The organism is Allobaculum sp. JKK-2023, assembly GCF_034745455.1.
GTDB lineage: Bacteria > Bacillota_I > Bacilli_A > Erysipelotrichales > Erysipelotrichaceae > Allobaculum.
This window is the reverse complement of the sequence record NZ_JAYERV010000003.1, coordinates 3,341,648-3,366,510: the sequence shown is the minus strand read 5'-3', so window position 1 is coordinate 3,366,510 and position 24,863 is coordinate 3,341,648. Positions and strand designations below refer to the sequence as shown.

Genomic DNA, 24,863 nt, shown 5'->3' with positions numbered 1-24,863 from the left:
TTTGCGCTTTTTTAGGAATAATGGGTGCAGGGGTTACAGAAAAAAGAAACCTATGAACCACAGGGAATGCTTGGAATCGATATTAATGATGGATTCTTCTCGGTTACTGAAAGTGACGGCCAGGGAAAATTTGTTTCTTCCCAGGATATCACCTATTCAAATTCAGACTCCAAAGCGGTAAATGCCACCGTTATGGCTCAGAAGCTGTCTGAAATTTTTACCAGAGCAGAGAAGCTCCATTATGGGGTTGCCATCGAGACAATCAATCTTACGAAGAAGAAAACAAAGATTCAAAAGAGATGGGAAAGAAAATATAACCGAATGATTTCAAATTTCCCATACTTAAGATATATGGACAACTGTGAAGCATTATCACTTAAAAGCGGTGTTCCCCTTTATTACGTCTCCCCTTACTGGTCATCCGTTCTTGGAGACGAGAAGTACTCTGAAAAGCTGGGGATCAGCCGTCATCAGGCGGCAGCCTATGTGATTGCCCGGCGGGCTCAGAATTACAGCGAATTCTATATTCCTCCCAAAAAAAATTCCCATAGCTCGGGCGCTGCCACTCCCCATGTAACTGGGGGTGTTGAGAATTATTATTTTTTCATCGAGCATTCTATATACTGAATTTAGCGGAAGAGATCGACTTCTTTTTGAGGCACAGATCTCGCAAAAAAAATTGATAGAAGATCTTCTGTGCGCACCACTGACTGTTTCCAAACGGAATTGTGTTTTATTGGATTCCGTCCGAGAACGAAGAAAAAAATGAAGATTTCAGAAGATCGGCCGCTGCTATTTTCAGGAGAAAATCAATATGGAAAAACAATATGCGGTTTGTTGTGGTATCGATGTCCATAAGAAGCTTTTAGTTGCCTGTTTAAGAACAAAAGAGACAACTACAGTCCGTTCTTATGGTACTTCAACGCAGGATCTCCTTGATCTTGCTGATTGGCTTACCTCCAATCACTGCGAAGCTGTAGCTATGGAGAGTACAGCTTCATACTGGAAACCTGTTTATAACATTCTCGAATCACATGGTCTGAATCCAATGGTAGTCAATGCCCAGCACATGAGAAATGTTCCTGGAAAAAAAACAGATGTCAAAGATGCCGAATGGATTTCCGATCTTCTTATGCACGGCTTGCTTAAGGCCAGCTTCATTCCTACAAAGCGCCAGCGCGAACTGAGGGAATTATGCACTTACCGAAAATCCTTAATTGCTGATCTTGGTGCCGAAAAGAATCGACTGCAGAAAATGCTTGAAGGAGGCAATATCAAGCTTTCTGGAACCATTTCAGATATTAACGGGATGAGCGGAAAAGCATTGATGGATTTTGTCCTGACCGGAGAAGTGTTTGATGAAAAAGCTTATGACCGTCTTATTAAAGAAAAGAAGATATCTAAAAGACTTAAGGCCACAAAAGGAGATTTGATCAGAGATATGCATGGCTGTCTAACACCTTTGCAGGTTAAAATGATCAACATTCTGAGAACTCATATCCAGGAGTTAGAAACTCATATTCAAGAGCTCACCGATGATATTGATGATCAGCTGAACAAGGAAGAGAAGGAAGCCTGTGAATTGATCAAAGAAATTCCAGGAATCTCAGATACGAGCGCCCAAACGATTATTTCTATAATCGGAACTGACATGAATCAATTCCCAACGGATGGCCAGTTATGTTCCTGGGCTGGACTATGTCCAGGAAACCATGAAAGCGCAGGAAAAAGAAAAACAGGCAGAACAAACAAAGGCAACAAGGTATTGCGAACCACCTTGGTTGTCTGTGCTCATTCTGCCGTTAAGAAAAAGGATTCCTACTTTGGAGAGATGTACAAACGGATTTCTAAGCGTCGAACGAATAAGAAAGCAATAGTTGCAGTAGCCCATGCCATGCTGAAAACCATTTGGCATCTTCTAAAGAAGGGCGAGAAATATCATGATTTGGGAGCAGATTACTTTGAAAAGAAAGAACGAGAAGGAAAGATCACTTCACTCAAGAAGAAACTTCAGCATTTAGGGGTAACTTTGACACCAGATCAGCTAGCTATATTAGATGCATAAATAGCTATAAATGATATTTAATTTGTTTGATAGGGGCGTTTTGCGCTTTTTTAGGAATAATGGGTGCAGGGGTTACAGAAAAAAAAAGGAAAGTCCAAAGCAAAGAAAACTGAAACAAGGAAGTCTGAAACAAAGGCATCAAAACCATGTGCGTAACTGGCATTCAGCAATGATGTAAGTCCATTCTGCTTTGAAAATTCAGCCTCTTAGTCCACTTGATTGAAGAGGCCTCACTTGTTTTTATTGCGGCATGGGCGAAAGCCCAAGGTGTCTTGCAATGTATTTTTGAAATGCATTTAATCTGCAGTCCGCTATATATGAAGCGAGTCCAACTCTGTACAAACGCAAGTTTGTTGGGCACGGAAAAGTTTATCCTTCATCCCGGTTAATGGCCAGCGGATCATTAGCCTTGCTCTGAAGGTGAAAGAGCTTTTTTCAACCCGGCAGAGGAACCAGCCGTAGGGATTCTAGGGCAGCTTCATTTTATCCGTATAGCTGGATTAGCTAAAAATAGGCTACGGTTTGCTTGTGTTCGTAATCGGAACCACCCAGCAAAGCCCAGTCTGATTCAAATATTTATTTGAGACAACAAGTGCTGGTCTTCGTCCTTCCTGCTCATGTCCAGGGTTCGGACGTCCAAAATCAATCAGGACAATGTCGCCCTGTTCATAAGTTTTAATTTAGATTACCTCCCTGAGTTTCTTACCAGTCCAACTCATTCCCTTCTGGTTCGAAGTCCCATTCTTCAGTCAGCCGGAGAGGTCCGTCGTACTCGGCGAACCTTTCTGCCAGTGACTTCTTTTTTTTCACTGGAGTAATCAGAATACTTTGTCCATCAAGGACAAGCCGCATCTGATCTCCAGGAGAAACCTTTAGTTGGTTGGCGAGCGCAGCGGGAATAAGTACTCCCATTCCGCTCCCCCATTTTCCAAGCTTAATAAGCTTTTCAGCGGTCGACATAATATTTTCCTCCTGAATGACCTACGGTCTCTTAAAGCATAAACATGTTTAAACAAAAAGGCGAACCAATGTCCGCCTTTTTTTCCTTAAAAAACGTTAAAGGAGTTCGATAACCTCCGCTACCGAAGCTGGAACATCTTCCAGGCATCGGTCAATCTTTTGCGGACGCCATCTTGCGAATATCCAAGATTCTGACCGATATCCAGTGTACCAATGATTAAGATTTCAGAACGTCTCGGGCACTCATCTGTAACCATGACGCAAGACATTTATGGCCACCTGCTTAACGATGACGATGATGACATTTTGGAGGCCATGAAAAACAAGTAAACACTATATAACAGTGCATTTTTAGTGCATTGAGATTTTTACAAATAAAAAACTCCCTTAGATAAGGGAGTTTATTTTCTATGGTCAGGATGGCGGGATTTGAACCCGCGCTCTCTTGGTCCCGAACCAAGCACTTTACCAAACTAAGCTACATCCTGTGGTGCGAAAATGATTTTAGCACTTCTTTAATGCAGTGACAAGTCACTGCATTAAAGGTTCCCATTTTCCTACGTTTTTGCACCCATGCTTTCAGATTCGGATTGTTTATGTTTCGGTTTGTCGATCAAGCCAACTTTCTGGCTCAGGCACTCTGAAAGGAATCCAGAATGGCAGCCATGGCTGGCTCAGAAACCTGGCTGTCCGACCATACCCCAAAAACGCAGCCGCCGATCTGCCGGATCAGCCAGTAGCCTCCCGCATCTGGCATCGTAACAAAAGCCTGCTGGTAGTTATCGCCGCTTTCATCCTGGATTCCCTCTGCTGTAGGCGATGGAACAACGGTCTGGTAGGCGCTCTGTGCTTCCTGGGCGGAATGGAACCAGGTTCCAAACATAATCATGGCGTCCTGATTTTTGGCCGCAAAGGTGTAGACCACCTGAGAGGCATCAAAAAGACCGATGGTTCCCGGATCTGTAAACTTAACATTCCAGCCCTGAGCGGAAAGGTCTTGCTGAATCTGGTCAGCTGCTTTGAATTCCTTGCGGACATTTTTCACTACGCTCACGGACGTAGAATCCGTCGAAGAAGCAAGGGAGGCATCATTATTTTTTTTCGAACAGCCCGTAAAAGTCAGAAGACAAAGGCCGCTGATCAATAAAGTTCTGAAAATTCTCATATATTCCTCCCTGGGTCCATCTTTTAATTTAAATAGAAATCGTCTGCCCATTAGATTATAGAGAACTTTTTTTCATTTACCATACCTTCCCGCTTTTTCACATCGTCAGCCCATGCTAAGAGTCTGTAAGACAGGCCCTCAACCAAAAAACTGTTCACTTCAAAGCCGATTTTGTCGCTCTTTTCTGTCACGACCTCGATTTCTCTTCAAAAAAACATCATCTGGCTATAATTAAGACCATTCCGGAAGAGCACGCACCTTTAAGGAGAATCTTCTGGATATTGAGAAAATTGAGAAAGAAGGAATAGATATGGAAATGATTCGTCTGCAGGTTCAGATTCTGATCTTTCTGGCGATCGGTTTATTGTTTGGCAAAAAGAAATGGATCAATAAAGAGAGCGCTGATCAGCTCAATGGTCTGGTCATGAACTTGATTCTGCCCTGCTCAATTTTTCATGCTTTTCAGACTAAACTGACGTCAGAGATTTTGAATTCGACCTTCTCTATTCTGGTTCTGGCCATTTTGCTTCAGGCCATCTTCATTGCGATCTCAGGCTGGATCTGGAAGTTTGTTCCAGAGAAAAGTGAGAGAACCAATCTGGAATATGGAACGGTCTCGAACAACGCCGGAACGCTGGGGATGGTCATTGGCCAGGCTGCCTTTGGTCAGGAAGGTGTGCTGTACACTTCGATTTACGCCATTCCGCTTCGGATTGTTATGTGGAGTTATGGGGTCGCCCTATACAACCGTGATCATGTGCTGCATCTGAAAGATCTGGTCATCAAAGTCATTACTCATCCTTGTATGATTGCGATCTTTCTGGGAATCATCACCCTGATCCTGCAAAGCATGGGGTATGAACTGCCATCTCTGGTCACCCAGACCGTGTCTTCACTTGGTGGATGTAATACCGTCTTGATCATGATCATTATCGGTGTCATTCTTTCTGAGATCCCCTTGAGGGATCTATTCGATAAAAATGTGATTTTCTATACCATTCTTCGCCTGGTCATCATTCCCTGTCTGGTACTGGGCGGACTGATGCTTTTTCACATTGACGGAATGCCTTTGAAGATCTGTGTAATTGAAAGTGCGATGCCAGCTCCGGTTACGATGGCCATGCTTTCCCAAAAATATGGCGTCAATGCCCCGTTTTCAGGGAAAATGATCTTTCTTTCCACGGCTGCATCCATGGTTACTCTGCCGCTATGGACACTGATTCTCAATGTTCTTTAATCTCAATACTCAGAAAAAGCAGTGGCCCGACCCAATCTGACAGGAACTTTTTTCAGAGTCTATGCGCATTGTACAAACCGATGGTAACTACCGGTCAAGATTTCCTTCCTCACTTCTGCCAGAACCTTCTGCTTAAACAAAAATCATTGAAAATCGTCATATTGAGAATTGTCATTATTGATCGAATGAATCGAATAGGTCCAGTTTGAAAGCAGATACTTAAAAAGCTGCCCCCGCAGGGACATCTTCATTCCATCAGCATTCCAATTCAAAGTTCAGTACGCTGCACTTCATTGTTTTTATTTGTTTGCGTCAGCATTAAAAACGTAATGGTCCAGTCGGTCAAAGGCTTCTTTGACTCTGGAAAGCGGCAGAGCCAAATTCAGGCGGATCGCATAGGGACCATGGAACATTCGGCCATCCTGCCAGCATACGCCACAGTCCAGACCAGCCTTTAACAGTTCGTCCATGGGTTTCTGGGTGGCTTTACACCAGTCTTCACAGTCAATAAACAACATATAGGTGCCCTGTGGCCTGCTTACATGAACACCGCTAAAATGCTGGTCAATATAGTCACAGGCATAATCGACGTTGCCTTTGATGACTTCATTGAGCTCATCCACCCATTCATGGCCTTCAGGCTGATAGGCACCCAGCAGGGCGTACATGCTTAAGACATTCATCTCATTGTAGTGACTCAAAGAGGATTCCTTATTGAGACGGTCACGCAGCGTCTTGTTGTAAATAATGTGGTAAGAACCAACCAGACCAGCCAGGTTGAATGTCTTGGATGGAGCGTAGAAGGCAAACGTATTTTCTCTGAGCCAGTCGGTAGCCATCAGAGTTGGAGTATGTTTGAAGCCCGGACGGATCAGATCTGACCAGATTTCATCAGAAACAACTTTCACGTCGTACTTTTCGCAAAGCTTCGACATTTTTTCCAGTTCCCATTTCTCCCAGACGCGGCCGCATGGGTTATGGGGAGAGCAGAAAACCATTGCATGAATATTATTTTCAATGATCTGTTTTTCCATATCTTCAAAATCCATGCGCCAGATGTTGTTTTCGTCTTTTTTCAACGGAGAGAGAATCATGTTGTAGCCATTGTTTTTTAAAGAGCTGGTAAAGCCGATATAGGTTGGCGAATGCAGAAGAACCGAATCTCCCTTGGAGCAAAGCACATTCAAAGCACTCAGGACGCCGCCCAATACACCATTTTCATAACCAATATATTCGGGTTTCAGACCCCGGAAATCATGACGACTGCTCTGCCAGTCAATGATCTCATCAAAGTATTCAGGACGGGGGCTGAAATAGCCAAATGCTGGGTGGCTTAACCGTCTGGCAATTGCCTCGGTAATGGATGGCAGAGTCGGAAAGTTCATATCTGCAACCCACATTGGAATTTTATCCAGGTGATCAACTGTTTTAACTTGTTCTTCAAGCATCATCACAAAACGGCCATCATCATCAGGAAATGGAACCAGATCTGCCGCAATGGCATCCTGACCTTTTCGGTCCATAATGGATGTAAAATCGTATTTCATTAAAATCCTCTTTTCTTCTCAGTAACATACAAAAAGATCCTGCCAGAACACTTGAAACGTGCAGTGTCCAGCTGGATCTGTTTTCTGTCTACTTCTGTTTATATCTGCTCAAGAGCTGATCGTCAATCCTTTCTGAAAGGTCTTTCTAATTCTTTAAAATGTTGATAACTCCTATGTCAGGACTGGCAGAACTTTGAATTCATTAGAAAAGAAAATCAGCGCAATCGCAGGGTGATCGCTAAGATTTGACTGTATACAACTTATTTATAATCCTGTGTTAACAGATTCAGCGATTATCGATTCTCTTTTGAGCGATTTTATCTCTCCGACGACTATTTCTTTGTCCATTCAGGAGCAGCGTTGTCATCGAGCAGCCCCAGTCTTTCGAAGGCATGATACAAACCATCTTCATGAATTGATTTGGTTACATAATCTGCTCTTGCCTGAATGGCTGGGTCGGCATTGCCCATGGCCACCGCAATTTCAGCGGCCTCAAACATCGGCAGGTCGTTTTCAGAATCTCCCAGCGCGATTGTCTGATAGTTCTTTGCCTCCGGGCCAAGACTTTCCAGGATTGGCTGGAAAGCTGTTCCTTTGGTCAGATTACGATCAGTAATTTCACCATTGACGCCACTGTCCTCTTTAATAATGCTGAATTCCGTAATGACCATATTTTCCCGGGCAAGCAGATCGTCAATCTGGCCTGGTTTCAGACCATGAAGCGAGATTTTCATGATATCTGCATACTCTTCTTCTTCAATTTCCGAAATATCTTTCGCCTCCATGAAAGCCGAGACGATCACTCCGTCTTTCATCTTTTCATACATATGGTCACGGGCTTTCTGGTTATGAAAAAGGGTGTTCGAGCCTTCAAGGGTAATGGCTACATCCCATTTACTGATCTCATCAAGCAGACGGTGTGTTCTATCTGCCCCCAGCGGGCTGCAGAAAATCTGTTTGCCATCAAGCCAGATTTCCGATCCCGAGGAATAAACCTGTCCCGATAAGGGAAGTCCTTCAAGAACACTTTCCGCACTGCTGCGGCTGCGTCCAGTATTAGACAAAACCAAATGACCATTTTCTTCAGCTTTACAGACAGCTTTTAATGCCGATTCAGGAACTTGTTCCCGATCCCAGAACGTTCCATCCAGATCCAGAAATACGATTGATTTCATGAATATCCTCCATTCTTTATCCATTCTCATCTTTTCATCATCATTTTGGGCAAGTTTTTTTACTTATACATGTTCATGATAGCAGTGAAAAATCTGGTCGGAAGGAAAGCAAAGCCGTTCCAAAAAAACGTTCAAAATCTTATAGCTGTTCACTTTTATGCAATGGCTTTCACGGAATGAAACAAATATTGCAAGATGAATTTTCCCCTTAAATAAAACCGTTCTACGCTTTGCTGCAATTGATTTCCGATGGAAAACGACCTCAAAAAAAGAAAAAAGACAATCCCCATTCCTATGAAGACTGCCTTGAGCCTGTCCAGACCGACATAAACAAAATATCAGCCCCGATCAAAGAGATCAGACAAACCGGAAATCTGTCTTTTCAATCTCTTTGAATGGACGCAGATAGGCTTTTTCATATTGCTTTTCAAGCAGATGATCACATTCAGAAGCCAGATTTGGATTCTGATTTCGAAGTGTCTGCAAAGCCAGATGAATGCCTCGCAGGGCCTGATCCTTCTCGATTGTGTCAAGTGTCCGATCCTGCCATTCTTGTTTGTGTTCCATCAGATATCCAGGCAGCGAGGCTGGAAGCTGGTAAAGATGGGCAAACGCATTTTCATTGTCCAGCAGCGGCCTGTAAAGCAGATCCAGCAGATGATCCATCTGATTGTCTGTCGTGGCTTTTTCCATCTGCTCAACGCGCTTTGCAGAGTCATTGGCCAGGTTCAACAACCTTTCGAAAGCCGTTGGACTTTCGAGCAGCACCGCATCTTTTAAATCGACATGCGTGGCTGTCTTAAAGGCCGCCAGCGCCAGTGAATACTCCCCTTTAAGCCAGAAGTAGACGGGCTGCACTTCCACAGGCAGATGAACCTGTGCCAGGCGGCTTTGCAGATCTGCTTCTTCAGGAAGTTCTGGCAAGAGTTCATGCCCCTTGTGATTCTGCGTTTCAAGTAAAGCGAGAATCTCTGCTCCCAGTTCAGGTCTGGCATTGATCAGCTGAATGGTGCTGGCTGGATCTTCCAGCAGCAGACCATAAACGAGCACCTGCTTCCAGATAGGCTGACCAGCCTGCCAGAGACAATCAAATTCTTCGGGTGAAACTTTTCCCTGAACTTTGCTTTTCAAAGCATTCAGGTCTGGCTGGAACGAAGGATAAGCCTGGAGAAAGCGGACCACAAATCCTGTTTCCGAAGGATCGTTGAGGATGGCTTTTTCGTACCAGTTCCAGGCTTCATTGAGTATTTTTGGATCAACTTTACGTTTGAGCGAATCCTCTGACATCATCGCCCATGTCCGTTCGAATGAAGGCTTTCTTGTTTTTTCGTTGATCAAAGACCCGCAGACTGGACAGCACGTTAAGGACATACCGCCCGCAATCCGAGTCTTACACTGTTCACAATGCATAGAATTACTTCCTTTCATGTTTAAGTCTTCGCAAAGGTCCTATTGGACCGATCGAATCTCTATAAAAATTTCGACATGGATTTTTAAATCACTATTTTCATATGATAGGCAAGGATACCCCATCCAAATTGCTATGCAGTTTGGGTGGGGTCATTGACTCTGTTCAAAGCAATCGATGATTTCTGATTTTGGTTGTCCTTTCAATCAGAACAGACGACTCTCATAAATTCGAAACACCTTTAGGTGTCATGGATTTTATATTCACCATTTTTCGTTTTTCCTACATTCAGAAGCGAAAAATGGTATTTTTTATTTGAATAAATATTAACTTTTTATTAAGCATTGGATTGAGCGTTGAAAACTTAACACCTTTCTGCGGCCTCATGCCGATCAGAAAAATGACTTTTAGAAAGGAGCAGTCGAGATGTTAACCGTTTCTAGTACTCACCAGGATTTTTTACAGGATCTGAATGGCCGGATAGCCATCATGCACTCTTCGCAAATTGACAGGCTTAACGATCTGTCATACGCCATGGCTTTAGGTAAGGTCGCTCTGCTTAATCTGGATCCAGTTATAGATGTGATTTCTCACCTGTATTCCTCCAGAGGGCGACCTGCTGCCGATCCACGGATGCTTATTCGTTCTCTGGTTCTTATGTATCACTTCCAGGAAACCAGTATTCAGTTATGGCATGACCGCCTTGAGTACGACTTTTTACTCCGGGTACTTTGCGGCATCAGTGGACGCAACCCAGCAGTCGGGACCTATTATTCCTTAATGGATCGACTTTATCTGTGGGATATTTCTGTGAACATCCTTCCCGCAGGAAAGAATAATAAGCCTAAGAAAGCTAAAAAGCCAAAAGGCAGGCCGGGACGAAAGCCAAAAAACTCTGTCAGTCCTCCAGATTCTGATATTGATCAGTCCGGGACACCAAATCCAACCAGAAAGGGAGAAAAAATGAACCTGAATCCTCCCGGGGCGACAACCTCCCTGGCGATTCAGGCTCAAATGGGTGAGATTGACCCAGAAAGGTCTATCAGGATTCTTCAAGCTCTATTTAAAGAAATTGCGGTGGAACCATCTATCGCAATGGGCCTGATCGATCCGGGTAATCTCATTCTTTCGGGTGATGGAACCGCTGTCTATGTTCACGCAAACAACAGAGGTCATCATCTATTAGAATACACTGGAACCGAAAAATTTGATACCCTTCGTCGTTATTCTGATCCTGATGCCAGTATTGGTTTTGACAGTGATAAGGGAGATTACTATTTTGGCTTTACAGGCTATTTTAACGTTGTTCATAACTCCGATAAAAATATTGATCTGCCAATCCACTTTATGATCGAATCTGCCAGAGAACACGATTCAACCATTTCGATTAAAGCAATAAACCAGGTCAGGCACTTATATCCGAACATAAACATTACTCATCTCTGTCTGGACAGCGCCAGTGATAATGAAGCGACTTTTCAGCTGTGCGAAAACTGGTCTATCAATCCCGTTATCGACCTCAATAAAAGAAGAGGAAAAGGAACCGAAAAAGGCAGCGTAACCATTTCCTCTACCGGCAAGCCAATATGCAAATCAGGCGAAGAGATGTACTGTACTGGTTTTGACAAAACACATAATGCCTATAAATATCGCTGTCCGTATGTTATGAAGCGAATTCCGGAGTGCTCCCATCGTGACGAATGTTCAAAAGGTACCTATGGCCTCTCCGTCTACCTGAAGTGTAACAGTGCCAGAGAAAGGGCTATGCAGAAGCATGGAACCAAAGAGTGGAAGACAGTTTATAACAATCGGACAAGCTGTGAGCGAGTCAACAATCGTTGTCTGAATGATTACGGTCTCCATAAAACGAAAACACGTACTCAGCGCCGGATATCATTTGTAACCTTTCTTGTATGTGTAAACATTCATACAGATGCCTGGTTAAAAGAGGAAAAGGCAGCTAATAATTAGTGTAAAAAAACAAACTAGTATTCCTACTTTTTTTAGTGCGGCCTTTTTTTCAGATCGACTGAAACTGGCTTCTCAAAACTTTCTTTGAGAAAGGCAAAACTAATAAAAGCCGCTTAGCTAATATTTTATTAATAATTAGTTAATAATTTATTCAGATTTCTCCTAGAATTTATGAGAGTGCTCAGAACAGACTGTAATCCATATTCTAGCAAATGCTGAACTTTTTCTAAGACAGCCTGTCAGGTTCTGCTTTAAAAGCATAAAATCGTCTTTCCTGGAGCACAGAATCTGCCGGATCTTTCCAAATTCAAGTCAGATAGAATCATCCTTGATGACATGTCTTATCATCACTAACAAGTCGAACTTTAACAAAAAGCTGATTTTTCACCCGTACCTGGTTGATTTGTTTCCATGTTACTCTCCAGGATCCAGAAAGCATTGGCTGACAAAAACGGAATGGTCAGTCAAATGAATCCGTACTCTTTCCAAGGACGTTTAAAATAGTCTTGAAGTAAGAAAGCGAGGCTTTATTTATTATGGCTAAAAAAGGTATCGTTTTAGAAGCACAATCTGAACTGACAACAGATCAGATCAGCACAGTAGAAGAAATTAAAGAACACCTGATCAAAGCACAGTCTCTGGTCGATGTTATCGCAAACTCCATCGAAGGCAAAAACAAAGATAACACTCTTGATCTTGCATCTGAACTGAACTCCATGGTCAGCGTCTATGATGAACTCGATCATGCAATTGAAGATGCAGAATCGGTACTGGATGCATTAAAAGAAGACAAGAAAGTCGACGAAAAGAACGACTAATTCCTTCCCCTTTGACTGAAAGCAGGGCATTGTTCCCTGCTTTTTTCATGCCCTGACTTGAATCCTATTCAAACTCAGTTTGAGGAATGTGCAGTCAATCGAGAAAAAGGAAAAGGCTTCTTTTCATGGCCATTCCTCCTGTTAATGAACCAAAAATGATTCCCATTCAAGAACCAGCAAATATGGAAGACCAAAATGCGGAGACCAAAATGCGGAGACCAAAAAACGTCTTTGCGGGATGCAGAGACGTTTTTTGGTCCTAATGAATGAATCAAGCTCATTTTTCAAGAATATGCACGAATAGGATGGTAAGTGAAAGCAGCGACTATTCAGATTCTTTCAGAGCTTTGAGCTCTAATTTTTCGATTTTGATTTCTTCTTCAAGAAGTGCAATGGCCTGTGTTGTGTATTCAGCAGCGGTTGGCAGACCATTCAGTTTACCAGAAACAGTTTTGAGAGCATTGAGCATCTGTTCTTTGTCTGCAATGCTTTCATTGTAGGCGTTGATCTTTTCAGCCTGATCTTTGATTTCGGCCAATTTGGCTTCTAATGTTTTATCCATACTTCAACCTCACCTCTGTATGTTTTCTTCATCTATTTTGACAGTTTTCTCATCCAACAAAAAAAACATCTGCACATCCATCTGGGATTCAGAAAACATCCCCGATACGAAGCAGATGGTTTTTCAGGCTTGGTGTCCAGTGTTCGCAGTCCAATGGACAGTTAAATGATTTCTCTATCTTTAAAGTGCAGCAGGTAATTTGTACTTTGGAAGGCTGATCGTAAAGACGGCTCCGTTTGTTCCATCACTGCGATTGGCAGCATGAATCGAGCCGCCATGGGCTTTCATGATGGACTGGCAGATTGGCAGTCCAAGTCCAAAGCCACGAAGAGCACCCGGTGCATTGGATTTGGTCGTATAGAACATGTTGAAGACTTTTTCAATGGCGGCATCACTCAGACCAACACCATGGTCAGCGACACTGATTTCAACAAACTGGCCATCTTCAGCTTCTTTGACTTTCAGTTCGATTGGCGTGTGCCCTTTGGAATACTTATTGGCATTATCAATCAAATTGATCAGCACCTGCTTAATCAAAGCCGAATCCATCTGGGCTGCCAGAACCTCATCTGGAACAATAACTTCCAATGGCCGATCCGGAAGCCGCAGCTGCATTGTCTCTACGGCCGAATTGACGACATCTTCGACAACCATGACTTCTTTTTTCATATCAACCTGACCATTTTGCAGGCGGGTCAGGGACAGGACGTTTTGAACCATGGTAAACAGCCAGTTGGTTTCTTTTGCAATGCTTGAAGCCAGCTCATATTCTTTCGAATTGTCAGGAAGCATCTCCATCAGGATTTCACAAGTACCGGTAATGCCGGCTAAAGGTGTACGCAGATCATGAGAAATCGAACGCAGCAGATTGGTCTTGTAGCGTTCCTGAGAAAGAACGATCCGGCTTTCTTCCTGTCTGTTTTCCAGGATAATTTTATCGATAACAATTGCGGCTGTTTCGATCATTGTATTGATGGTTCGAAAATCCTGACTTAAAAAGTTCTGGGCATTGGTTGCCGGGATGGCAATTGCCCCAAAGACTCTTCCCTGCGGAGTATAGAATGGCCATTCATATTGAGTCGGTGTAATAAAATAACCCGCTTCAGGTTTTTGCCCTTGGTATTCTTCAAATGTACGATTCATGTCTGTTGGGACGGTCCGGTTGAAAACGCCTTTTTCATAAAGTACAAACTGTTTTTCAGGGATTCCTTCTTCATCAAAGAAAAGCAGCCGGCAGTCTGTGCGAAAGGTCTTGCTGATATTGACCAGTGTAAGGTTAACAACTTCATCTAAAGAGGAAACACCAGCCAGATCTTTCGTCAGATGATAGAGAACCTGGCTTTTTTCTTCACGCCGCCGTGCCTGCATTTCTGCTGTTTTGAGCCTGCTTGTCACTGAAGAGATCAGAAGCGAAATGACCAGCATCACAGCGGTTGTGAGCAGATGGTAAGGATTGAGCTTGGCAAGAGACATGGCAGGAGCAGAAATAAAATAGAAATAAGAAATCGCCAGTAAAAGAGAGGCGGCCGCGCCATAAATATAGCCCTGCACCCAATAAGAAATCAGAACAACACCTAAAATATACAGACAGGACAACAGCTCGTCCGGGGCATGAAACATCCTTAAAGCTTCGGTAATCACAACGCAAAGGATACAGACAGAGAACGTTAATGCCCAATCCTTCAGTTGTTGGTATTTTTCACCATTAAACATACTTATTCTTCCTTAACCCAGTCCAGAAGCGGACTGCCTTTTTTCTTTTATTCGTTCTTTAACTCCATGATAATCTTTCCCAGTCAAAGTTGCTACTTGATTTTTTTGACAAATCTGAGAGCTAAGCCGCCCGACACTCTTTTATCAAACAATTATGATTAAATATGAATCTTATTTTCAATTTTTAAGTCCTTAAGAACATAAGTCAGCGTTTTAAATAGAATATAAACATTCAAAACCGACAAGAATAGTCCCCGATTTTCTTTCTTTCTGACTCTGTGTGACGTACAGCAGCCGAAACAAATGAATCCAGTCTTCTTTACATTGAAAATCAAAGTTCTTCTTTTCCAGGCTGATCCTCATCTTCCGGTTCCGTCCAGCCGGTCATCTTTGATTACTTTTTTTGTACTGAGAGTTATTTTCTAAACGTTTTCTCCTTTGTCTGCATAGACCGCACTAACAATATTTTTTACTTTCTTTCGAATAGTGCTTTATGCAAAACAGTATGCCGATAGAAGACCCCCTTTATACTGTCTTTGTTCCCTGACATAAATTTTCTATTCTCATAAATAAAAACAGTATAAAAGAAGTGAAATGAAACAATTGAAAGAAAGTCGCCTCTCCTTTAACCCGCTTTTTACGTTTTCTTCTTTCCCTTTCGGATTTGCTTCAGATCACAAATCGCTTGATTGACACAAGAAAAAATGGCCTGCTTTTTCACAGACCATAAGGAATATCAATCAATTGTTTTCAATACAGACATTTTACCTGCCTCAAGACCGCAGGCAAGATTCAGCTTTTGAGGATCAAAAACAGAATTACTGTTTATGACCAGTCATGACAACGTTCTTGTTTTCGCCTTTGCCGTAGGAAATGGCATCGCGCACATAGCCCTGATAGACATCGACAAGGTGATCCAGATAATCCGCAACAGGTTCAGATTCATCTTTCAAAACCTGGTAAGCGGCATGAGCCGCGGCTGCTTCTGTGCCAGCCAGAACGGTCATGGCAATGACTCTTGGGAAACCTTTATATTCTTCGGTGCAGATTTCCTTGAATTCTTCAGTCTCGACAATGGAATTGTAGACAGGCTGAATATTGGTGGACTGCTGGAGCAGTTTCATCATATTGTCAGGATTATCGACATACAGGCCTACCTGCTGATAGCAGTAGTCGAGCAGTCTTTGATACGTCTCAACATCAGGCATACCCGATGCTTTTTCACTGATGGCTTTGTAATTTGCTTCCATGACCTGATCAGTCATTGAAATGATCTCTTCGAGTTTTTCTGTGGTTAATAAACGATGAAGTTCACTGCGAGTATCTTCCATATAAAAATCCTCCTTGCCCTTCTATTTTAGAGCGCCAGCAAAAGATCGCTTGCTGACATGACTTTCCTTTTTTCACTGCATCTGGCCAAAGATCATGGACACAACTCAGAAAGACTGGTTTGGATCGAAGGCTGCCTGGAATAAGACAGTTTCGATGAAAGGATCCATCCAAAAAATCAGATCGTTTTTTCCGGTTTTCTGTCTGATTTCACTATGGAGACTGCTGATCCCTCCAAAGTTCTTCCAGGGACTTTTCCTTTCTCTCTTTTTTCTTTCTCTCCGTTTTCCTTCTCTCCTTTTCTATTGCCAATCCAAAGACTTACCAGACAAAAATTTTCACCAGCATCAATACGGGTGTCAGAAGCATTCCAGCATACAGAAATGCAGAATTTGCAAATCCTTTGGCATAACAAAGATGAAAGCAGACCCGCGAACGAAGCGGATAGAACAACCTCATCCCTTTTCGATTCAGAAGATCCAGCAGCAGATGGGAAAGATAGCCCATCGCAAAATAAACAGCTAACATTGGGCTGATCATCTGCACGCAGACCGTAAACAGAAACAGAGCCAGAATGGAATGGGTAAAAGATCGATGGCTGGTCCAGGCTCCAAAAATATACAGGGCCATAAAACCGACCGCTCCCATCCAGAGCTGTTCTTCATCCGGGTTCAGGCCAATCCCAAAATGGAAAAGAGTCGAAGCATACAGCAGACAGGCCACCGCAATCAGTCCGGTTAGCTGGCTGACCAGAACATCATTTTTCTGATCCAGGCTCAGAATATCTACATCTGGTGCAACTCCCCCAAACGCGCCGGCCGCAACAGCCGCTGCACAGCCGACCGGGGTATTGGGCGCAAGCACCAGGGCACTGAGTGCACCAATGCATAAATGCGTTTTACTCATCATATTCATTTCTCCCCTGCGCCTTTTTCTCACCTTTTTCTCACTTTTGTCTGGCGTATCCAGCTTGGCCGGCTATGGTCTCCTTATTTTCTGTCGGTTCCCTGCCGGATCTACGCCAGAATGTATTCAAAACACATGGCCAGAAAACAAAGATTTGCTGTGGGTTCAGGAAAAGAAAAAGCGCATAAAAACCTAACCATAACAGTTAGTTTTATGCACTTATTCTACTATTGATACGGATATTATGCACACCACTTTAGAAATCCTTTCTATGAATCGATCAGAAAATCCCTTTACAGCGCACATTTTGAACAGAAAAGATCAAATGATCGGCTATTTATATTTTGTTAAGTCTCCTATTTGGCCAGATAGGATTGAATGAAACAGATGACTTTGTTGTGCAAGATAGAGAGGGATTAAAAAAGAGCAGCAGGAATTGAGTATTCCTTGCAGTTTCTGCCCGGTTACAGCAGCTGGTCTCAGACAAGGATCTATTCAGGCTGATGAGAATCCATAAGGCTTTTTACTTGTCAGAAATTATCCTCTCAATCACTCCCTGTTCCAAAGCCGGATTCAGATACTTTTTACGAAAAGCCGCTGATGGAATTGATGCTGCATTTGATGCTGCATTTGTTCAGGGTCTGCGCCCCAGAAAAGAAGGAAAAGGAATCCTGGTTGTTTGACAGAAAGCTTTTGAAAGAGGAAAGACTTCTGATTTCAAAAAGTGCTGAAAAGCAGAAACAATCAAAATGATGAATCCTGCTATTTACAGTCAAGGGCATCCAGTTTCTTCAATGCGGGAGATTCAAGAATTTCAATGGCTTCGTTGAGCGTAGAAAGGACAGCCTCACACTTGGACAGATGAAGATTGGAAGGCATTTTCATATCAGGCACGCATACAACAGGAATACCTGCATTTAAAGCTGCCTGAATTCCATTTTCACTGTCCTCAAATACAAGGGCATCTTCCGGCTTTACGGCAAGCTTTGTGCAGGCGGCCAGAAATACTTCTGGATTGGGCTTTCCATGGGTGACATCTTCACTGAAGACAAAAGCGTCAAAATAATCAAGAATGCCGTGTCTTTCGAGAATTGAAAGAGCACGCTCTCTGGTGCTCGAAGTGGCCAGGGCAATTTTCACGTCGTGTTTTTTCAGCCAAGAGAGCAATTCTTTTGCGCCTTCTTTCAGTTTGACGCCCTGTCCGATCAGAGTTTTTTCTTCGAAGAGAACTCGATCAAGGCACTCTTCAGAACTCAGCGGCAGGGCATAAGTCTGAAGCAGGCGCCTGATATTCTGCACTTCCGTACATCCGCTGTAATTTTGTGAATACTCTTGCCTGGAAAATGGAATCTGGTATTCTGCCAGGATGTTTTGGTAGATTTTTAAAGAAAGTATCTCTGTATCGACGAGCAAACCATCAAAATCAAAAATTGCTGCCTTGATCATAATGAAGTCTCCTTTTGGCAATCCGCTTTTTTAATTGCAAGGTGAAACCCGAAATCTGCATCGGGATGAAATAATCGATTCCTCCACAATCGCTGGCAGAGAAATCTCTTCCACGAAATTCCAATAGTCAGCTGCCAGCCATTCTACTATGCCAGCAGGCCAGCTTGGTTTTTTTCTCTGAGATGCTGCTCTCATAGAACCTGCCATCAGAGTTCACAGTATTCTGCATTACATCCTTTATGTAATCCATGATATATCGAATATTCCCTGTTTTGAAAGCTCTTCTCCTGATGAAAAACACTCTTCTACCAAAGTGGATTGATCACGATCCGGAAGTATTAGGGAATCAAAGCCATAAAACACGGAAGCGGCTGTTTCGAACGAAGTATGAGGTTTTTCTCATTTATCGTTGCTCATAATTGCCCAGGTTGGATTATCGATCAGTTTCTGGACGTTTTTTGCTTCTGTTCGTCTTGATGGACATAGGAAAACTTTTGCAGTTCGCCTTTTTTTGCAGCGTGTTGCGACTGGATAATTCACGACAATCCCTTCAGAACTTTGCTCCATTGTTACATATCTTGTCGACCTCGGCAAAAGCAGACAACTGACCAGATTTCAGGATTATAATGATACAGAATGTGAGGTGACCCCGAATGACAAATGATGACCCGGCTCCGGACGTGATTGAACAGACGGGGCAGACTTCATGACTTACTTCTCATGATTCTTTTCTTCTGCCCCAAAGGAGGAAGAAATGAGCGAGATTCAAAACACTGCTGTTTCCAGCCCAATGCCAAATGGAAACCAGCAGCGCCCGGATTACGAGAATCAGATTCTTGAGCTCATCAGCAAAGCTCTTTCCCCAAAAGCGCTGCGCGATGAACTCGAAGACTATCATGCAAACGATATAGCGGATGCGTTTACCAGACTGGATCCGGCTGCTCGAGAAAAGCTGTTCAAGCTGCTCGATGCGGACCGGCTGGCTGAAATCATTCCCTACTTAGATGAAGAAGAACAGGCCGGCTACCTGAACTCCATCAATATTAAAAAGACACTGTCCATCCTGGCCGAAATGGAACCCCAGGATGCTGGGCGGATTTTGAAGCGAATCAGCAAAACCCGCCGCGAAGTTATTTTCGAACTGCTCGATGCGGAAACAAGACGAAACCTGAAACGCATCTATGCCTACAGCGATGAAGAAATCGGTTCGAAGATGTCTACGGATTTCATTGAAATCCCTCGTTCCTACAATATTAAAGAAACTATGCGCTCGCTGCGCGATCAGGCCAGAGAAAGTGACACCGATAACATCTCAGTTTTGTATGTGGTCGATGAAAACAGCCTGTATTATGGTGCGATCCATATTCAGGATCTATTTGCGGCCCGCGCGGATACTGATCTGGAAGAGATCATCCAGATTAACTTTCCGATTGTGTATGCCAATGAAACCATCGATTCTTTGATGGAAGACCTCAAAGATTACGATGAAGATTCCATTCCTGTTTTGAACAACGATAACCAGATTGAAGGCATTATTACCAAGCCGCGGCTGCTCCAGTTGTTTGATAAGGAAATGGCCGAAGACTACGTCAAATTTGCGGGTCTTTCTGCCGAAGAAGATTTAAAAGAGACCGTCTTCCGTTCGATTATGAAACGAACGCCATGGCTGGTTTTGCTGTTGTTTTTATCTTTACTCGTTTCCGCCGTCATTTCCATGTTTGAAAGCGTTGTGGCCAAGCTGACTGTTGCGGTTGTTTTCCAGTCCTTGATTCTGGATATGTCCGGTAACGTCGGTACCCAGTCCCTTGCCGTTTCGATCCGCGTTCTTGCCGATCCAGATGTCACGCACAAGCAGCGCCTGAAACTGATGATCAAAGAAGTACGTGCGGGTCTTGTCAATGGTCTGATCATTGGCACGGGATCTGCTGTGGTGCTGACCTTTTTCATCCGCTTCTTTTCCGGTTATGACTGGGTGCAGGCCGCTGCGATTGCGTTATGTATCGGTCTGGCGATGGTCACTGCAATGATTATTTCTTCATTTACCGGTACCGCCATCCCAATCGCCCTGTCCGCAATGAAAATTGACCCGGCTGCTGCCTCCGGACCATTAATCACAACGCTTAACGACTTGATTGGTGCAACCACCTATTATTCGATGATCTGGCTGTTTCTGATCCAGATGCTGCATATCTGAAAAGGAGGATGTCTGTATGGATGAAAACAACACAAACCCTGTCCAGGAAACAGAAGTGGTCCAGGAAGAAATCGTTCATTCCCGTCCTCATTACGAAGACCAGATTCTAAAACTGATCCGTTCGATTAATTCCCCAAAGCTTCTGCGTGAAAAGCTTGATGACTATCATGCCAACGATATCGCCGATGCCTTTGAAAGCCTGACTCCCTTTGAGCGGGAAAAGCTGTATAAAATGCTTGATACCGAACGCCTGACAGAAATCATTGAATATATGGACGAAGAAGACCAGGCCCGCTTTTTAAACGAGATGAACATCCGCAAGATCATCGCGATCCTCAACGAGATGGAAACCGATAAAGCAGCTGATCTTCTAAAAGAATTTGATAAAGAAAAACGGGAAATCATCCTCGAACTGCTTGAACCTGAAGTCCGCAAACAGATTGCGGTCATCTTCTCCTATGATGAAGATGAAATCGGTTCGAAGATGACGACCAATTATATTGAAGTTCCAAAAGGAGTCACCGTGCGACAGGCCATGAAAGACCTGATCGCACAGGCGCCGGAAAATGACAACATCACAACCATCTATGTCCATGACGAAAATGGAATGTATTATGGTGCTGTCAATTTAAAAGATCTGATCATCTCCAGAGCGGATACAGCTTTAGAAGAGATCATTGCCACCAGCTATCCTTATGTTTATGCCAACGAGCCCATCGACAAAGTCGTCGAAGAGTTAAAAGACTATAACGAAGACTCCATTCCTGTCCTGAACAACGATAACCTTCTGCTAGGTGTCATCACTTCTCAGGACCTGCTGGAAGTTATGGATGAAGAAATGGGTGAAGACTATGCGAAACTCGCCGGTCTGGTTGCCGAAGAAGATCTGGAAGAAACGCTGTTCCAGTCTTTGAAAAAACGTCTGCCCTGGCTTTTAGTCTTGCTGGTTTTAGGCCTGCTGGTATCCACGGTTGTTTCCCTGTTTGAAGGTGTAGTTGCCAAACTGACCATCGTCATGGCTTTCCAGTCTCTGATTTTAGGTATGGCTGGTAACGCCGGTACCCAATCCCTTGCCGTTGCCATCCGCGTGTTAATGGATGATTCTTTAACCCGCAAACAGAAGCTGTATCTGGTCTGGAAAGAAGTCCGTGTCGGTTTTGTGAACGGTCTTTTGATCGGCCTGTTAGCCTTTGCGTTCTTAGGCCTCTATATTCATCTGGTCAAACCGTACGGCTGGAGTGAATCTTATGCGATTTCGCTTTGCATTGGTATCGCTTTGTGGCTGTCGATGATTATCTCTTCGCTGACCGGTACAGCTATCCCGCTGTTCTTCAAACGAATCGGCGTTGACCCGGCCGTTGCCTCTGGACCATTGATTACAACCGTCAATGATATGGTGGGCGTCATTACTTACTATGGACTTGCCTGGATCTTTCTGATCCAGATTCTCCATATCTCCTGATCCAGGAATCAAAATTCAGCATTCAAAAACCGCCGCATCCTCCAGTCAGCCTGGAATGCGGCGGTTTTGTTTTGGCGTTTCGATCCTTTGCGTCTGGGTCCAGGAAATTTCATGAAGTGAAACCGGATAATCTTGAATTCCTGTATCTATTTCTGCAAGCATTCAAAACTGGAGCCATGCTGGTCAGGCCATCTTATTTTGCCAATATGGCAGTTTTTGAAGCTCAGACTGGAAAAAACGTCTTGCCTCTTCATCATTCAGGTCTGGATGAGGAACATTTGCAACCAGGAAATCGAGCATCTGCTCCTTATCGGTATAAATAAATTTTCCGTCTTCAAGACACCATTTACAGTAGCGCGGATCAATCTTCCCTTTTTTATCCTTGCCCATGATCGAAGTTTCAATCGGCATTCCGCAGCACTCACAATATCGAATCTGTTTTGAGTCGAGAATCTGATCGACCGATACTCCAAACGTTTCCGACATCGCAAGCAGAAGATCACTTCCAGGTGTAGTTTCACCGTTTTCCCATCTCGAAACAGCCTGCCTTGTTACATGAAGCTGATCAGCCAGCTCACTTTGCGTCATCAAGCACGCTTCACGCAGCGCTTTTATAATTTTTCCAGTACTCATTGCACTCCCTCGTTTCTCAACAAAAGTTTCGCAAAGATCTTCCTGCCCCGCAAGCAACCATCTGTTGCCTAAACCGGGGCTGGCAAATCATCATTCTTTTCGGAAAAGCCGTTTTTCTAAAAGACAAGCAGATATACGGCTCTTCACACTTCAAGGATTTAGCGGCTCTGAAATGCAGCTTTTTTCATAGAAATCTGCCATTTTATTTAAATCCGGACCTGGAAAATACAACTTGATCCTATGGTTTATGACTCAGATTCGAGCTCAATCCAGTAACAGTTTTCTGACGCTTCTTTTAATCCAAGTTTCTTTTGCAGAGCAATCGAAATAAAATTATCACAGAAGACTTCACAACAGGCGGCCAGATGATGTTCGACCAGTTGTCGAATCAGATATTCTTCCATCTGCTTGCCAAAACCCTGTTTTCGATATTTTGGCAGGATCTCCAGAAGTCCCATACTTCCTTCCGGATGCATTCCCGCAAATCCTATGGGCTGGCCATTCCAATATCCAATGAAAAGCCGGCCATCTTCAAGATCTTCTTTCAATTCATCGTCACTGACCAGATCATAATGACTTCGAATCCATGAAAAATCTGAAAGACCTGCCGTTTTGAATGTCAAAGAAAAGTCACCAAATTCTGCTTTTTGATTTTCAGGCCAGACAAAAAGCTTGCTTTTGCCAAAGAGCCTTGTTATCTTCTGGCTCATCAAGTCAATCTGGTTTGTGCCGTGATCCCTTTTATTTACAGGATCCAGTTGATCTCTCGGTTCTAATCGATCCAACTCGTCAGGTTCTTTTTCCTCATTGTGGCCGCGATTTCTTTGCATCACATAAATCCTATAAAACAGATCACAAAGCGCATCTCCATAAAGAGAAATCAGATCAAACGAGCAGGGCGGATGTTTGTCCAACCAGATTTTCGCTGTTTCCAGATTGGATTGCAGAACCAGAGCTGTTTGACTGTCATGAATCTGGATCATGATTCCTGTTTCGTCTTCTTCCAGAATCTTTGCATTCTTTAACTTCAATGCATTGTAAAAAATCGCAGTTTGATTATAAGGACTGAGTTCCATAAGTTCGCCTCCTGTTTTATCGTCTATTTCATCCATGAGACACCACATAGGCGCCCCCACTCCCTCTTGGCCGCAATAAAGTCAGAACAGCCTGACCTCTACCAGTATATACATACATCTATGTACATCCGCTTCTTTCCAGCGTGGCATCGCTCACATAACTCAAACAGCCACTCTGGACGCTGGTCGTCCTGAGTGGCTGTTTCTTCTGCTTCTTCTTATTCTTTTTGGACTGTTTCAGTTCCAGAAGGGCTTTTTCGTAAGGATTCAGTTCCTTTTCTGCTTCTGAATGTCCTTGGATGGGCTCTTCTTCTCAAAAGTCTTTGGTTTTCCTTTTGCCGGTATCAGAAGACATAGACTCTCGACATAGCTCGAAAGTACAGGAAGTTTGTCATTTTGGATACTCTGTTTTCGAAAACAAGTCTGTTCAGTTTTGCCCACCGGAAGTGCAATAGCCTCAAACTTTATCCTGTTTCCGATTGACCGGTTGATGGCATCTATCACCGCCTGATGAAACTCTGCTTCTTTGATCATTTCTCCGTTACAGACTTTTGGACCTTGAAGTTAGAAGAACTTAGTACGATGATGTCTTATTGAGAACTAGCTGCTGCTTCTTCGTTTTCAGCCATAAAAAGAGAATAAGCCTTTTCTTTCGTGACGATATTGGGATTTGAATCTAAGTTAATCGTTTCGATAGGCGTATTCAGGTCATCAAGTGAAAATATTTGTACTTCACCTGAGCCGATAAGAAATCCTCCATCTTCTAAAGGGAGAATACTATCAGTTGCCTTCAAGTTCTCAAAAGGATTGTCACTATCGATATTTTCACTATCGATATTTTCACTATCGATATTCTCACTATCGATATTCTCACTATCGATATTCTCACTATCGATATTCTCACTATCGATATTCTCACTATCGATATTCTCACTATCGATATTCTCACTATCGATACTCTCAGCATCCATTTGAGTTACTTGGTTCATACTTTCGGACTGTCCCTCAGTTTGGGGAGCTTCGGCGGCAAAAATTGAGCAAATACCGATACATGAAAAAGCAATAATAGCAACAAGTGACATCTTCAGCCAATGGCCTGAATTCTTCATAAAGCCCTCCTTTATCCAGAATGACTTAAAGCAAGCATAAGCCAATATTTGACTTTACTCTACCGGGATGAAGTTAAATAATCAAAT

At 43.3% G+C, this 24,863-nt stretch carries 22 protein-coding genes and 1 tRNA gene; 7 read left to right on the top strand and 16 right to left on the bottom strand.

Going from position 1 to position 24,863, the window contains the following annotated elements; all coding sequences use genetic code 11:
• The first annotated feature begins 24 nt into the window (after positions 1 to 24).
• Together U4956_RS13560 and U4956_RS13555 are read left to right on the top strand one after the other, a co-directional pair.
• Positions 25 to 627 (top strand): hypothetical protein, encoded by a 603-nt coding sequence (locus U4956_RS13560; RefSeq protein ID WP_323091241.1) that lies wholly within the window; start codon positions 25 to 27, stop codon positions 625 to 627.
• 187 nt (positions 628 to 814) lie between these two features.
• Positions 815 to 2,065: an IS110 family transposase gene (locus U4956_RS13555; RefSeq protein WP_323091238.1), complete on the top strand. Its 1,251-nt coding sequence runs from the start codon at positions 815 to 817 to the stop codon at positions 2,063 to 2,065.
• Between the two features lie 515 nt (positions 2,066 to 2,580).
• On the opposite strand, the gene U4956_RS14485 is transcribed toward U4956_RS13555, so the two are convergent.
• From U4956_RS14485 to U4956_RS13540, 4 genes are all read right to left on the bottom strand, one after another.
• A complete protein-coding gene (locus U4956_RS14485; protein WP_416347427.1) occupies positions 2,581 to 2,721 on the bottom strand; it encodes a type II toxin-antitoxin system PemK/MazF family toxin in 141 nt (46 codons plus the stop codon).
• A 46-nt stretch (positions 2,722 to 2,767) separates the two neighbouring features.
• Positions 2,768 to 3,025 (bottom strand): AbrB/MazE/SpoVT family DNA-binding domain-containing protein, encoded by a 258-nt coding sequence (locus U4956_RS13550; protein WP_323091237.1) that lies wholly within the window; start codon positions 3,023 to 3,025, stop codon positions 2,768 to 2,770.
• Between the two features lie 411 nt (positions 3,026 to 3,436).
• Positions 3,437 to 3,513 (bottom strand) — tRNA-Pro (locus U4956_RS13545).
• 143 nt (positions 3,514 to 3,656) lie between these two features.
• On the bottom strand, positions 3,657 to 4,190 hold the full coding sequence (locus tag U4956_RS13540; protein ID WP_323091236.1) for a hypothetical protein: 534 nt from the start codon (positions 4,188 to 4,190) through the stop codon (positions 3,657 to 3,659).
• 310 nt (positions 4,191 to 4,500) lie between these two features.
• Between U4956_RS13540 and U4956_RS13535 the strand changes: the two genes are divergently transcribed.
• Positions 4,501 to 5,427: an AEC family transporter gene (locus U4956_RS13535; RefSeq protein WP_323091235.1), complete on the top strand. Its 927-nt coding sequence runs from the start codon at positions 4,501 to 4,503 to the stop codon at positions 5,425 to 5,427.
• Positions 5,428 to 5,726: 299 nt separating this feature from the next.
• Here U4956_RS13535 and U4956_RS13530 read toward each other — a convergent pair whose 3' ends face one another.
• The 3 genes from U4956_RS13530 to U4956_RS13520 form a co-directional block, all read right to left on the bottom strand.
• Positions 5,727 to 6,974, bottom strand: coding sequence for a MalY/PatB family protein (locus U4956_RS13530; protein ID WP_323091234.1), 1,248 nt, complete (start codon positions 6,972 to 6,974; stop codon positions 5,727 to 5,729).
• 332 nt (positions 6,975 to 7,306) lie between these two features.
• On the bottom strand, positions 7,307 to 8,149 hold the full coding sequence (locus tag U4956_RS13525) for an HAD-IIB family hydrolase (RefSeq protein ID WP_323091233.1): 843 nt from the start codon (positions 8,147 to 8,149) through the stop codon (positions 7,307 to 7,309).
• Positions 8,150 to 8,506: 357 nt separating this feature from the next.
• Positions 8,507 to 9,559, bottom strand: coding sequence for a hypothetical protein (locus U4956_RS13520; protein WP_323091232.1), 1,053 nt, complete (start codon positions 9,557 to 9,559; stop codon positions 8,507 to 8,509).
• A gap of 424 nt (positions 9,560 to 9,983) precedes the next feature.
• Between U4956_RS13520 and U4956_RS13515 the strand changes: the two genes are divergently transcribed.
• Together U4956_RS13515 and U4956_RS13510 are read left to right on the top strand one after the other, a co-directional pair.
• A complete protein-coding gene (locus U4956_RS13515) occupies positions 9,984 to 11,528 on the top strand; it encodes a transposase (protein ID WP_323090404.1) in 1,545 nt (514 codons plus the stop codon).
• Between the two features lie 536 nt (positions 11,529 to 12,064).
• On the top strand, positions 12,065 to 12,346 hold the full coding sequence (locus U4956_RS13510; RefSeq protein ID WP_323091231.1) for a hypothetical protein: 282 nt from the start codon (positions 12,065 to 12,067) through the stop codon (positions 12,344 to 12,346).
• A 325-nt stretch (positions 12,347 to 12,671) separates the two neighbouring features.
• Here the strand turns inward: U4956_RS13510 and U4956_RS13505 are convergent, their stop codons facing one another.
• The 6 genes from U4956_RS13505 to U4956_RS13485 all read right to left on the bottom strand — a co-directional run bounded on the left by U4956_RS13505 (position 12,672) and on the right by U4956_RS13485 (position 18,302).
• Entirely contained in the window at positions 12,672 to 12,908 is a 237-nt protein-coding gene (locus tag U4956_RS13505) for a hypothetical protein (protein WP_323091230.1), read from the bottom strand.
• 180 nt (positions 12,909 to 13,088) lie between these two features.
• Positions 13,089 to 14,621 carry an ATP-binding protein gene (locus U4956_RS13500; RefSeq protein WP_323091228.1) on the bottom strand — a complete coding sequence of 511 codons (1,533 nt, stop codon included), beginning with the start codon at positions 14,619 to 14,621 and terminating at the stop codon, positions 13,089 to 13,091.
• Positions 14,622 to 15,439: 818 nt separating this feature from the next.
• Positions 15,440 to 15,952, bottom strand: a complete 513-nt coding sequence (locus U4956_RS13495) for a hypothetical protein (protein WP_323091227.1) — start codon at positions 15,950 to 15,952, stop codon at positions 15,440 to 15,442.
• Between the two features lie 319 nt (positions 15,953 to 16,271).
• Entirely contained in the window at positions 16,272 to 16,859 is a 588-nt protein-coding gene (locus U4956_RS13490) for a metal-dependent hydrolase (RefSeq protein ID WP_323091225.1), read from the bottom strand.
• A 520-nt stretch (positions 16,860 to 17,379) separates the two neighbouring features.
• On the bottom strand, positions 17,380 to 17,463 hold the full coding sequence (locus U4956_RS14480) for a Fic family protein (protein WP_416347426.1): 84 nt from the start codon (positions 17,461 to 17,463) through the stop codon (positions 17,380 to 17,382).
• A 155-nt stretch (positions 17,464 to 17,618) separates the two neighbouring features.
• Positions 17,619 to 18,302, bottom strand: coding sequence for an HAD family phosphatase (locus U4956_RS13485; protein ID WP_323091223.1), 684 nt, complete (start codon positions 18,300 to 18,302; stop codon positions 17,619 to 17,621).
• A gap of 754 nt (positions 18,303 to 19,056) precedes the next feature.
• On the opposite strand from U4956_RS13485, the gene mgtE (U4956_RS13480) reads away from it, so the two are divergent.
• Together mgtE (U4956_RS13480) and mgtE (U4956_RS13475) are read left to right on the top strand one after the other, a co-directional pair.
• Complete coding sequence (gene mgtE, locus U4956_RS13480) at positions 19,057 to 20,496, top strand: magnesium transporter (protein ID WP_323091222.1); 1,440 nt, start codon at positions 19,057 to 19,059, stop codon at positions 20,494 to 20,496.
• A gap of 16 nt (positions 20,497 to 20,512) precedes the next feature.
• On the top strand, positions 20,513 to 21,958 hold the full coding sequence (gene mgtE, locus U4956_RS13475; protein WP_323091221.1) for a magnesium transporter: 1,446 nt from the start codon (positions 20,513 to 20,515) through the stop codon (positions 21,956 to 21,958).
• A gap of 183 nt (positions 21,959 to 22,141) precedes the next feature.
• Here mgtE (U4956_RS13475) and U4956_RS13470 read toward each other — a convergent pair whose 3' ends face one another.
• The 3 genes from U4956_RS13470 to U4956_RS13460 all read right to left on the bottom strand — a co-directional run bounded on the left by U4956_RS13470 (position 22,142) and on the right by U4956_RS13460 (position 24,776).
• Entirely contained in the window at positions 22,142 to 22,591 is a 450-nt protein-coding gene (locus U4956_RS13470) for a zinc ribbon domain-containing protein (protein ID WP_323091220.1), read from the bottom strand.
• 245 nt (positions 22,592 to 22,836) lie between these two features.
• Positions 22,837 to 23,667: a GNAT family N-acetyltransferase gene (locus U4956_RS13465; RefSeq protein WP_323091219.1), complete on the bottom strand. Its 831-nt coding sequence runs from the start codon at positions 23,665 to 23,667 to the stop codon at positions 22,837 to 22,839.
• Positions 23,668 to 24,257: 590 nt separating this feature from the next.
• Positions 24,258 to 24,776, bottom strand: a complete 519-nt coding sequence (locus U4956_RS13460) for a hypothetical protein (protein ID WP_323091218.1) — start codon at positions 24,774 to 24,776, stop codon at positions 24,258 to 24,260.
• Between the last annotated feature and the right edge of the window lie 87 nt (positions 24,777 to 24,863).